This is a genomic window from Streptomyces sp. NPDC004658, assembly GCF_040609555.1.
In the GTDB taxonomy this organism is placed as follows: Bacteria; Actinomycetota; Actinomycetes; order Streptomycetales; family Streptomycetaceae; genus Streptomyces.
Window position 1 is genome coordinate 43,179 of the sequence record NZ_JBEXKG010000043.1, and the last position, 10,496, is coordinate 53,674.

Below are 10,496 nucleotides of genomic sequence, written 5' to 3' on the forward strand. Positions count from 1 at the left end.
CGGGTGCGGGCGCCTCAGCCCTTGTTGGAGCCCAGGGTCAGGCCGCTGACGAACTGGCGCTGGAGCACGAAGTACACGACCAGGGTGGGGATCGCGGTCAGCAGCGCGCCGGCGGCGACCAGGTTGGGGTCGGTGAAGTACTGCCCGGAGAGGTTGTTCAGCGCCGAGGTGATCGGCATGTTCTCGCCGGTGGAGATCAGCACGAGGGCCCAGAAGAAGTCGTTGTAGATCCAGATGGACAGCAGGGTCGCCAGGGCCGCCATCGCCGGCTTGCACAGCGGCAGCGTGATCTGCCAGTACAGCCGCCACACGGAGGCGCCGTCGACCAGCGCGGCCTCGGTCAGCTCGTGCGGCAGCGAGCGCATGTAGTTGCTCAGCACGAACGCGCAGAAGCCGGACTGGAACGCCACATGGATCAGGACCAGGCCCAGCGCGGAGTCGTACAGCTTCCCGCTCGCGGTGATGCCCGGCAGGTCCGTGAGCAGGTACAGCCGGTACAGCGGGGTGATGATGACCTGCTGGGGCAGCAGGTTGCCCGCCGTGAAGACGAGCAGCAGCGCCAGGTTGAGCCGGAAGTCGAAGCGGCTGACGTAGAAGGCGACCATCGACGACAGGAACAGCGTCAGCAGCACGGCCGGCACCGCGATGATCAGCGTGTTGCCGAAGTAGTGCAGCATGTCCGACTGCTGGAACGCGTTGGTGAAGTTGTCGAAGTTCAGCGTGTCCGGCCAGGAGACGTATCCCTTGGCGCTGGTCTCGCTGTACGGGCGCAGGGCCGAGAAGACCGCCCAGAGCAGAGGCGCCAGCCAGGCGAGGGCGGTGCCCGCGAGGAAGACGTGCAGCAGGATCCGGGCCGGCCGGACGGGGGTACGCCGCTTTCCCAGGGCGCTCACGGTGCTCATGCGCGCCGCTCCTTCCGGAAGGTGGCGATCAGGTACGGGATGATGACGGCGAGGGAGATCACCAGCAGCACGACGGCGATGGCGGAGCCGTATCCGATGCGGCTGGACTCGCCGATGATGTTGTTGGTGACCAGGATCGACAGCAACTCGGTGCCCTGGGCGCCCTTGTTGAAGACGAAGACCAGGTCGAAGGCGCGCAGTGCCTCGATGATGGTGACGACGAGGACGACCGTGTTGGTCGGGCGCAGGGTCGGGAAGATGACGTTCTTGAACGTCTGCCACTCGTTCGCGCCGTCCAGCGCGGACGCCTCCCTGAGCGAGGGGTCGACGCTCTTCAGGCCGGCCAGGTAGAGGATCATCATGTAGCCCGTGTGCCGCCAGGACGCGGCGATCAGGACGGCCCAGAGATTGAGGTCGGGGTCGCCGATCCAGTCGATGTAGTGGCCGGGCTTGTTGGCGCCGATGATGCTGTTGATCAGGCCCGTGTCCGGGTTGTAGACCAGCTGCCAGACGAAGCCGATGCACGCCATCGAGATGACGACGGGCAGGAAGTACGCGGTCTGGTAGACGCGGCTGAACCGGATCCGCTTGTCCAGCTGGACCGCGAGGAACAGGCCGAAGGGCGTCGGGATCAGGATCAGTACGACGAACCAGATGACGTTGTGCTGGACGGCCGGCCAGAACTGCGGGTTGTCGGTGAAGAGCTGTTTGAAGTTGTCCAGGCCGACCCACTTGATCGAGTCGAACCCGATGCCGTCCCAGGTGGTGAAGGCCAGGAAGATCGAAGCGAGGGCGGTGACCCAGACGAGGATCACGTGCAGGACGGTGGGCACGCCCGCCATGAGGGCGAGCGTGATCCGGTCACGGCGGGTCAGCAGGCGGGCGTGTCCCTGCGAGACCCGCTTCTTCGCGGGCGCGGCCCCCGGAGCCGGCACGGCCGCCGGCTCCGGGGTCTTCGTCGTCGTGTCGGTGGTCATCGGGGCGCTCACGAGGACGCGAAGATGGTCTTCTTCTGGCGCTCGATGGACGACAGCAGGCTGTCCACGCCCTTGGGGTTCTGGAGGAACTTCTGCAGGCCCGGCTGCATCACCGTGGAGGTGAAGTCGGGGCGGCTGTCGCGGTCCATGAACTGGGTGAGGCTCTTGGCGCCCGAGATCATCTCGAAGGCCTTCTTCTGCAGCGGCGAGTACGCGGAGGTGGAGGCCTTGTCGGAGGCGGCCACCACGCTCGGGTCGCTCTTCAGGTAGATCTCCTCGGCCTGCGGGGTGCCGAGGAACTCGAGCAGCTTCACCACACCCGCGTGGTTCTTCGGGGACTTGCTGACCATGAAGCCGTCGGTCGGCGCCTCGACGGTGTCCTGGCCGTACGCGGAGTTGATCTCCGGGAAGGCGAAGAAGTCCAGGTCGTCCAGGTCGGCCTTGTTCGTGAACTGCTGGGCCACGAACGAGCCGAGGAGGTACATGCCGGCCTTCTTCGCGACCAGGGTCTGCGCGGCGTCCTGCCAGGTGCGGCCCATGAAACCGTCCTGGTGGTAGGGGAGGATCTCGGCCCAGTGGTCGAAGACGTCCTTCACCTTGGCGTCGGTCCAGGACGCCTTGCCCGCCATCAGCTGGACGTGGAAGTCGTAGCCGTTCAGGCGGAAGTTGATCTGGTCGAAGGTGCCCATGGCGGGCCAGGCGTCCTTGTCGCCGAAGGCGATCGGGACCAGGCCGTCCTTCTTCATCTGCTTGCACAGGGCGACCAGGTCGTCCCAGGTGGCGGGGACCTCGTAGCCGTGCTGCTGGAAGACGCTCTTGCGGTAGAAGACCGCCCAGGGGTACGTGGTCAGCGGAACGAAGTAGTACTTGCCGTCCGCGCCCTTGCTGAGCTTCTTCATCGCCTCGGGGAAGTTGTCCCCGATCTTCGCCCACACGTCGTCGATCGGGGTGGCCAGCTTCTTCGCCGCGAAGAACTGCATGCGGTAGCCGGCGAACCAGTTGAACACGTCGTCCGGGGTGCCCTGCAGATACGAGTTGATCTGCTCCTGGAAGGTGTTGTGGTCCTTGGTGTTCACATCGACCTTGATGCCGGACTGCTTGGTGAAGGCCGCGTAGATGTCGCCGTAGGCCTTCTTCGGCACGGCGTCGGACTGGTTCGAGCCCAGAGTGACGGTCTTCGGGTCGGAGCCGGAACCGCTGCCTCCGCAGGCGGACAGCAGGGGTATGCCGGCGCCGGCGAGCAGGGCGGCACCGCCCGCTCCGCGCAGCAGGGAACGACGGCTGGGTCCCGGGACGGAGAGCCCGGAGGGCGAGAGGCGCATGGCGGCTCCTGAGGCGTACAGGGTTCGGTCAAGGGGATGAGCTGATCACTGAAAGGTTCGAAACCGCTCAGAAATCAACTCGACCGAACATCGTGGGCGTAATAACAGCCCCATGTCCGCTCATGCGTCAATAGCTCCGGTCGCACTGGGGTGTCTCTTGCCCGAAACGTAATCGTCACCGTCACCTGCGTCGTTGACGGCGGCACGGACGCAGCGCCCCCTCGGCGCGGGCGGCCGAGGGGGCTGTGTGAAACAGATCGTTCCGTTTCAGCTTCTGACCAGCAGTTGGAAGTCGAAGGCGTACCGGGACGCCCGGTAGACATGGCTGCCGTGCTCCACCGGCCGGCCCGCGTCGTCGTAGGCGGTGCGCCGCATGGTGAGCAGGGCCGCGCCCTCCCGCTCCTCCAGCAGGGCGCCCTCCTCGGCGCTCGCGGCGCGGGCGCCGATGGACTGGCGGGCGCTGTGCAGGACGATCCCGGCGGAGCGCAGCATCCGGTACAGGCCCGTGGACTCCAGCCGCCCGGTGCCGAGTTCGAGCAGGGAGGCGGGCAGATGGTTGCGCAGGAACGCCACCGGCCGGCCGTGTGTGCGGCGCAGCCGCTCCAGGACGACGACCTCCGCGCCCTCCGGGAGGCCCAGGGCGGCGGCCACGTCGGCGGGCGCCGGGATCCGCTCGTTGCGCAGCACCTGGGTGGTCGGGCCCTGTCCGGCCGCCTCCAGGTCGTCGTAGAGGCTGCTGAGTTCCAGCGGACGCCTGACCTGGCTGTGCACCACCTGCGTACCGACCCCGCGGCGGCGCACCAGCAGCCCCTTGTCGACCAGGGACTGGATCGCCTGGCGGACGGTCGGCCGGGACAGCCCGAGCCGCGCCGACAGGTCGACCTCGTTGCCGAGCAGGTTCCCCGGCGCCAGCACGCCGCGCTCGATGGCCGCCTCCAGCTGCCGGGCGAGCTGGTAGTACAACGGGACCGGGCTCGACCGGTCCAGGGCGAAGGCCACGGGATCCAGCGCGCGATCACCCGGTGCCGTTCGCTGCGAGGTGCGGTGTACTGGGCTCATGCTTCCCAGGTGTAGATCGCGGCGCTGAAGGTGTCAATGATTTGTACTTACATTCGGACCTGCTTGTGAAATGATGTCTTAACAAAGTATTGACAGCGGGCTCGACAGAGGCTTGTATCCCGTCCCAACGCAACAGCGTCCTTGCCCCGTCGCACGCACAGTGAGGTGCAGGAAAGATGGACCGCTCTTCTCGCCCCCGCTCCCGCAGGCTGGCCCCCCTCGTGGCCCTGACCGCTGCGGCAGCCCTCACCCTCGCCGGCTGTTCCAGCGGTTCCGGCGGCAAGAAGGCCGAGGAGGAAGCGGCGAATCCCTCCGCGGGCAAGGCCGACACCCCCCGCATGACCGTCGCCCTGGTCACCCACCAGGCGCCCGGCGACACCTTCTGGGACACCGTCCGCAAGGGCGCGGAGGCCGCGGCGGCCAAGGACAACATCAAGCTGATCTACTCCGCCGACCCCAACGCCGGCACCCAGGCCACCTACGTGCAGAACGCCATCGACCAGAAGGTCGACGGCATCGCGGTGACCCTGGCCAAGCCCGACGCGATGAAGGGCGCGATCGCCAAGGCCGAGCAGGCCGGCATCCCGGTGGTCGGCCTCAACTCCGGACTGAGCGACTGGAAGAAGCTCGGCCTGCTGGAGTTCTTCGGGCAGGACGAGAGCGTGGCGGGCGAGGCGTTCGGCGGCAAGCTCAACACCACCGGTGCGAAGAAGATCGTCTGCGTGATCCAGGAGCAGGGCAACGTGGGCCTCACCCAGCGCTGCGACGGCGTCAAGAAGACGTTCAAGGGCACCACTGAGACCCTGTACGTGAACGGCACCGACATGCCGTCCGTGAAGTCGACCATCACGGCCAAGCTGAAGCAGGACAAGTCCGTCGACACCGTCGTCACCCTCGGCGCCCCCTTCGCCCTGACCGCGGTGCAGTCGGTGGGCGACGCCGGCAGCAAGGCGAAGGTGGCCACCTTCGACCTCAACAAGGACCTGGTCAAGGCGGTGCAGAAGGGCACCATCGAGTTCGCCGTCGACCAGCAGCCCTACCTCCAGGGCTACCTGGCCGTCGACTCGCTGTGGCTCTACAAGAACAACGGCAACTACAGCGGCGGCGGCGAGCAGGCCGTGCTCACCGGCCCGGCCTTCGTCGACAAGTCCAACGTCGGCAAGGTCGCCGAGTTCGCCGCGAAGGGCACCCGGTGATGAGCATGGCCCAGCAGGCTGAGCCGGCGGTCGGCAGGCCGCCGGCGTCCGGCCCCCGGCAGACCGACGGCCGCACCGCCCGGCGCCCGCTGGCCCTCAGGCTGCTGGCCCGGCCCGAGGTGGGCGTCTTCCTCGGCGCCGTCGCCGTCCTGGTCTTCTTCCTGATCACGGCCCCGCCGGTGCGGGACGGCAGCTCGATGGCGAACATCCTGTACCAGTCCTCGACCATCGGCATCATGGCCCTCCCGGTGGCCCTGCTGATGATCGGCGGGGAGTTCGACCTCTCCTCCGGCGTCGCCGTGATCTCCTCGGCGCTCACCGCGAGCATGCTCAGCTACCAGCTGACCGTGAACGTGTGGACCGGCGTGATCGTCGCCCTGATCGTGTCCCTCGCGATCGGCGCCTTCAACGGCTGGATGGTGATGAAGACCGGGCTGCCCAGCTTCCTGGTCACCCTCGGCACCTTCCTGATCCTCCAGGGCACCAACCTCGCGGTCACCAAGCTGGTCACCGGCAACGTCGCCACCGACGACATCAGCGACATGGACGGCTTCGACCAGGCCAGGAAGCTCTTCGCCTCCTCCTTCGACGTCGGCGGGGTCCAGGTGAAGATCACCGTGATCTGGTGGCTGGTCTTCGCCGCCCTCGCCACCTGGGTGCTGCTGCGCACCAAGTACGGCAACTGGATCTTCGCCGTCGGCGGCAACAAGGACAGCGCCCGCGCGGTCGGCGTCCCGGTGAAGTTCACCAAGATCACCCTGTTCATGCTGGTCGGCTTCGGCGCCTGGTTCGTCGGCATGCACAACCTGTTCTCGTTCAACACCGTGCAGTCCGGCGAGGGCGTCGGCCAGGAGCTGATCTACATCGCCGCGGCCGTCATCGGCGGCTGCCTGCTCACCGGCGGCTACGGCTCCGCGATCGGCCCGGTCTTCGGCGCCTTCATGTTCGGCATGGTGCAGCAGGGCATCGTCTACGCCGGCTGGAACCCCGACTGGTTCAAGGCCTTCCTCGGCGTGATGCTCCTCGGCGCCGTCCTGATCAATCTGTGGGTCCAGCGCACGGCGACCCGGAGGTAAGCGATGACCGACCACACCACCGGCACCCACGGCGCCGTCCTCCAGGACAGCGCTCCCGACCCCGACGGGCCCCTGGTCGAACTGCGCGGCGCCGGCAAGTCCTACGGCAACATCCGCGCCCTGCACGGCGTCGACCTGAAGGTCCACGCCGGCCGGGTGACCTGCGTGCTCGGCGACAACGGCGCCGGCAAGTCCACCCTCATCAAGATCATCTCGGGGCTGCACCAGCACAGCGAGGGCGAGTTCCTCGTCGACGGCCGGCCGGTCCGCTTCACCACCCCGCGCGAGGCCCTGGACCGGGGCATCGCCACCGTCTACCAGGACCTCGCCACCGTCCCGCTGATGCCGGTGTGGCGGAACTTCTTCCTCGGCTCCGAGATGACCAAGGGCCCCTGGCCGCTGCGCCGTCTGGACATCGCCCGCATGAAGGAGACCGCCGACCACGAACTGCGCAACATGGGCATCGTCCTGGACGACCTGGAACAGCCCATCGGCACCCTCTCCGGCGGCCAGCGCCAGTGCGTGGCCATCGCCCGCGCCGTCTACTTCGGCGCCCGCGTCCTCATCCTGGACGAGCCCACCGCCGCCCTCGGCGTCAAGCAGTCCGGGGTGGTGCTGAAGTACATCGCCGCGGCCCGCGACCGCGGCCTGGGCGTCATCTTCATCACCCACAACCCCCACCACGCCTACATGGTCGGCGACCACTTCAGCGTCCTGCGCCTCGGCACCCTGGAGCTGAGCGCCGAACGCAGCGACATCGGCCTGGAAGAGCTGACCAACCACATGGCCGGCGGCGCCGAACTCGCCGCGCTCAAGCACGAGCTGGCCCAGGTGCGCGGCGTCGACGTGGAGGAGCTGCCCGAGGAGGGCGACCTCAGCGCACCCGTGGCGACCTCCCCGGAAGGAACCCCCTGATCATGGCGCACCCCACTCCGCTCGACCGCATCAGGGTCGGCTCGGCCCCCGACTCCTGGGGGGTCTGGTTCCCCGACGACCCGCAGCAGGTGCCCTGGGAACGCTTCCTCGACGAGGTCGCCGAGGCCGGCTACGACTGGATCGAACTCGGCCCCTACGGCTACCTCCCCACCGACCCCGCGCGGCTCACCGACGAGGTGGCCAAGCGGAACCTGAAGGTCTCGGCGGGCACGGTCTTCACCGGCATGCACCGCGGCCCCGCCGTCTGGGAGGAGACGTGGGCGCACGTCAGCCAGGTCGCCGCGCTCACCCAGGCGATGGGCGCCCGGCACCTGGTCGTCATCCCGTCCTTCTGGCGGGACGACAAGACCGCCGAGATCCTGGAGCCGCCCGAGCTGACCGCCGAGCAGTGGGCGCACCTGACCAAGGGCATGGAACGGCTCGGCCACGAGGTCAGGGAGGCCTACGGCCTGGACATCGTCGTGCACCCGCACGCCGACACCCACATCGACACCGAGCAGCACGTCGAACGCTTCCTGGACTCCACCGACGGCGAGCTGGTCAACCTCTGCCTGGACACCGGGCACTACGCCTACTGCGGCGGGGACAGCGTCAAGCTGATCGAGACCTACGGCGAGCGCATCGGGTACCTGCACCTCAAGCAGGTCGACCCGGACATCCTCGCCGAGGTGGTCGCGGGCGGGGTGCCGTTCGGGCCGGCCGTGCAGCGCGGCGTGATGTGCGAACCGCCCTCCGGGGTCCCGGAGCTGGGGCCGGTGCTGGAGGCGGCGCAGAAGCTGGGCGTGGAGCTGTTCGCGATCGTCGAGCAGGACATGTACCCGTGCGCGCCGGACAAGCCGCTGCCGATCGCCGTGCGCACCCGGCGCTTCCTGCGCTCCTGCGGGGCCTGAGGAACGGGGTGTTCCCACCGGAACCGGGCCGCGGTGCCGACGACCGCGGCCCGGTTCCTGCGCTGTCCCGGGGGATTCGGTCACCGGGCGGCCGGGAACCAACGGGGTCACGCGGGCGTTCTTACGGACAAGGGGAGCGCCCGCGCGGGACGGGAGGACGAGATGACACACGGTACGGACGCCCACACCACGGCTCAGGACCCGGCCGCCGACGCGGCCCGGCGCCGTGACCGCTTCGGCGCGCTGCCCGAGCGGATACGCCCGCAGGACACGGTGGAGACGAAGCCGGCCACGGTGCCGGACCCGGCGCGGGACACCTACAACCCGGACGAGTGGCTGATCCGGTACTGCGGCTGACCGACACGCCGACGGCGCCGGGCACCTGCCCGGCGCCGTCGGCGTGCGGTCAGACCGTCCGTACCTCCGCGAGCGTCACGGGCCGGTGCTCGTTGAGGGAGAGCGTGCAGGCCTCGGCGATCCAGCCGGCCTCCAGGGCGTCCTCGACGGTGCACGGCGAGGTCCGGGTGCCGGCCACGACCTCGGTGAAGGCGCTCAGTTCGGCGCGGTAGGCGTCGGTGAAGCGGTCCATGAAGAAGTCGTGCGGGGTGCCGGCGGGGAAGGTGACACCGGGCTCGACCGAGCGCAGCGGCAGCTTGTCGTCCAGGCCGACGGCGATCGAGTCGGCGAAGCCGTGCAGTTCCATGCGCACGTCGTAACCCCGCTTGTTGTGCCGGGAGTTGGACACCACGGCGATCGTGCCGTCGTCCAGGGTCAGGATCGCGCCGGTGGTGTCGGCGTCGCCCGCCGCCTTGATGTAGTCGGCGCCGCGGTTGCCGCCCACCGCGTACACCTCCGTGACCTCACGGCCCGTGACCCAGCGGATGATGTCGAAGTCGTGCACGGAGCAGTCGCGGAAGATCCCGCCGGACGCGGCGATGTAGGCGGCCGGCGGCGGGGCCGGGTCCAGGGTCGTGGAGCGCACCGTGTGCAGCGTCCCCAGCTCCCCTGCCCGTACGGCGGCCCGCGCGGCGACGAAGCCCGCGTCGAAGCGCCGGTTGTAGCCGATCTGGATCGGCACGCCGCTGTCCTGGACGGCCTTCAGCACCTCGACGCCCTCCGCCATGGTGCGGGCGACCGGCTTCTCGCAGAAGACCGGGACGCCGGCCTCGACGCCGGCCCGGATCAGCGCCGGATGGGCGTCGGTGGCGGCCGCGACGACGAGGCCGTCGACGCCGGCCGCCAGCAGGGCCTCCGGCGAGTCCGCGACCTGTGCCCCGAACCGCTCGGCGGCGGCCTTGGCCGCGTCCGCGAACGGGTCGGCGACGACGAGCGACTCGACGGCGTCCAGTCCGGAGAGGGTCTCGGCGTGGAAGGCGCCGATGCGGCCGAGGCCGAGGATTCCGATACGCATGCGGTACTGCTCCTAGGGTTGGTGCTTCAGTACTAGTCGAGGCCGCCGAGCACGTTCTGGTCCCAGTCGATCACCGACCCGGTGACCACCCCCGACCGCTCGGACAGCAGGAAGACCACGAAGTCCGCGATTTCGTCCGGCCAGCCGAGCTTGCCCATCGGCAGCCGGGCCGCGGCCCGCTCCCGCCAGTCGTCGCCGGCGCCGTGGAAGGCCCGCTGGGTGGCGTCCTCGCCATCGGTCGCGGTCCAGCCGATGTTCAGGCCGTTGATCCGGATCCGGTCCCAGCGGTGGGCGTGCGCCGCGTTCCGGGTGAGGCCCGCCAGGCCCGCCTTCGCGGCGACGTACGGCGCGAGGAACGGCTGTCCGCCGTGCGCCGAGGAGGTGATGACGTTGACGATCGTGCCGGGCGCCTTACGGGCCGTCATGTCGGCGACCGCCGCCTGCATCGCGAAGAACGGCCCCTTCAGGTTGACCGCGATGTGCGCGTCGAACAGCTCCGGGGTGGTGTCCAGCAGCGTGCCCCGCGAGGTCAGCCCGGCCGAGTTGACCAGGCAGTCGATCCGGCCGTACGCGTCCACGACCTCGGCGACCGACGCCTTGGCCTGTTCGGCGTCCGCCAGATCGGCCCGGACGTACATCGCCTTGCCGCCGGCCGCCGACAGCTCCGCCACCAGCGCCTCGCCCGGCTCCGGGCGCCGCCCGCTCACCGCCACGGCGGCGCCCTCGC

At 69.1% G+C, this 10,496-nt stretch carries 11 protein-coding genes; 5 read left to right on the forward strand and 6 right to left on the reverse strand.

The genetic code is table 11. From position 1 onward, the window contains the following. Positions 1–14: 14 nt before the first annotated feature. The 4 genes from ABZV94_RS17510 to ABZV94_RS17525 all read right to left on the reverse strand — a co-directional run bounded on the left by ABZV94_RS17510 (position 15) and on the right by ABZV94_RS17525 (position 4,260). Entirely contained in the window at positions 15–902 is an 888-nt protein-coding gene (locus ABZV94_RS17510; RefSeq protein WP_356341228.1) for a carbohydrate ABC transporter permease, read from the reverse strand. Further along, the gene (locus ABZV94_RS17515; RefSeq protein ID WP_356341229.1) at positions 899–1,879 is read right to left on the reverse strand and encodes a sugar ABC transporter permease; all 981 of its coding nucleotides are present in this window, start codon (positions 1,877–1,879) and stop codon (positions 899–901) included. Before ABZV94_RS17515 ends, ABZV94_RS17510 begins: the two co-directional genes overlap by 4 nt. Positions 1,880–1,887: 8 nt before the next feature. Further along, positions 1,888–3,201 carry a carbohydrate ABC transporter substrate-binding protein gene (locus tag ABZV94_RS17520; RefSeq protein ID WP_356341230.1) on the reverse strand — a complete coding sequence of 438 codons (1,314 nt, stop codon included), beginning with the start codon at positions 3,199–3,201 and terminating at the stop codon, positions 1,888–1,890. 267 nt (positions 3,202–3,468) lie between these two features. After that, the gene (locus ABZV94_RS17525; protein WP_356341231.1) at positions 3,469–4,260 is read right to left on the reverse strand and encodes a GntR family transcriptional regulator; all 792 of its coding nucleotides are present in this window, start codon (positions 4,258–4,260) and stop codon (positions 3,469–3,471) included. A 176-nt stretch (positions 4,261–4,436) separates the two neighbouring features. Between ABZV94_RS17525 and ABZV94_RS17530 the strand changes: the two genes are divergently transcribed. The 5 genes from ABZV94_RS17530 to ABZV94_RS17550 all read left to right on the forward strand — a co-directional run bounded on the left by ABZV94_RS17530 (position 4,437) and on the right by ABZV94_RS17550 (position 8,715). Further along, positions 4,437–5,456, forward strand: a complete 1,020-nt coding sequence (locus tag ABZV94_RS17530) for a sugar ABC transporter substrate-binding protein (RefSeq protein ID WP_356341232.1) — start codon at positions 4,437–4,439, stop codon at positions 5,454–5,456. Further along, positions 5,456–6,532 (forward strand): ABC transporter permease, encoded by a 1,077-nt coding sequence (locus ABZV94_RS17535; RefSeq protein WP_356341233.1) that lies wholly within the window; start codon positions 5,456–5,458, stop codon positions 6,530–6,532. Before ABZV94_RS17530 ends, ABZV94_RS17535 begins: the two co-directional genes overlap by 1 nt. Before the next feature lie 3 nt (positions 6,533–6,535). Continuing rightward, positions 6,536–7,447: an ATP-binding cassette domain-containing protein gene (locus tag ABZV94_RS17540; protein WP_356341234.1), complete on the forward strand. Its 912-nt coding sequence runs from the start codon at positions 6,536–6,538 to the stop codon at positions 7,445–7,447. 2 nt (positions 7,448–7,449) lie between these two features. Beyond that, on the forward strand, positions 7,450–8,358 hold the full coding sequence (locus ABZV94_RS17545; protein ID WP_356341235.1) for a sugar phosphate isomerase/epimerase: 909 nt from the start codon (positions 7,450–7,452) through the stop codon (positions 8,356–8,358). A 162-nt stretch (positions 8,359–8,520) separates the two neighbouring features. Continuing rightward, the gene (locus ABZV94_RS17550; RefSeq protein WP_356341236.1) at positions 8,521–8,715 is read left to right on the forward strand and encodes a hypothetical protein; all 195 of its coding nucleotides are present in this window, start codon (positions 8,521–8,523) and stop codon (positions 8,713–8,715) included. A gap of 49 nt (positions 8,716–8,764) precedes the next feature. On the opposite strand, the gene ABZV94_RS17555 is transcribed toward ABZV94_RS17550, so the two are convergent. Both ABZV94_RS17555 and ABZV94_RS17560 read right to left on the reverse strand, forming a co-directional pair. Then, a complete protein-coding gene (locus ABZV94_RS17555; protein WP_356341237.1) occupies positions 8,765–9,769 on the reverse strand; it encodes a Gfo/Idh/MocA family oxidoreductase in 1,005 nt (334 codons plus the stop codon). Between the two features lie 32 nt (positions 9,770–9,801). Then, the coding region (locus ABZV94_RS17560; RefSeq protein ID WP_356341238.1) for an SDR family oxidoreductase at positions 9,802–10,496 on the reverse strand (695 nt) is incomplete at its 5' end.

Excerpts from the sequence above, each read along its gene's own strand:
- ABZV94_RS17555 (WP_356341237.1), bottom strand. The coding sequence starts at position 9,769 with ATGCGTATCGGAATCCTCGGCCTCGGCCGCATCGGCGCCTTCCACGCC.
- ABZV94_RS17510 (WP_356341228.1), bottom strand. The coding sequence starts at position 902 with ATGAGCACCGTGAGCGCCCTGGGAAAGCGGCGTACCCCCGTCCGGCCG.
- ABZV94_RS17535 (WP_356341233.1), top strand. The coding sequence starts at position 5,456 with ATGAGCATGGCCCAGCAGGCTGAGCCGGCGGTCGGCAGGCCGCCGGCG.
- ABZV94_RS17550 (WP_356341236.1), top strand. The coding sequence starts at position 8,521 with ATGACACACGGTACGGACGCCCACACCACGGCTCAGGACCCGGCCGCC.
- ABZV94_RS17530 (WP_356341232.1), top strand. The coding sequence starts at position 4,437 with ATGGACCGCTCTTCTCGCCCCCGCTCCCGCAGGCTGGCCCCCCTCGTG.
- ABZV94_RS17520 (WP_356341230.1), bottom strand. The coding sequence starts at position 3,201 with ATGCGCCTCTCGCCCTCCGGGCTCTCCGTCCCGGGACCCAGCCGTCGT.
- ABZV94_RS17540 (WP_356341234.1), top strand. The coding sequence starts at position 6,536 with ATGACCGACCACACCACCGGCACCCACGGCGCCGTCCTCCAGGACAGC.
- ABZV94_RS17525 (WP_356341231.1), bottom strand. The coding sequence starts at position 4,260 with ATGAGCCCAGTACACCGCACCTCGCAGCGAACGGCACCGGGTGATCGC.
- ABZV94_RS17545 (WP_356341235.1), top strand. The coding sequence starts at position 7,450 with ATGGCGCACCCCACTCCGCTCGACCGCATCAGGGTCGGCTCGGCCCCC.
- ABZV94_RS17515 (WP_356341229.1), bottom strand. The coding sequence starts at position 1,879 with ATGACCACCGACACGACGACGAAGACCCCGGAGCCGGCGGCCGTGCCG.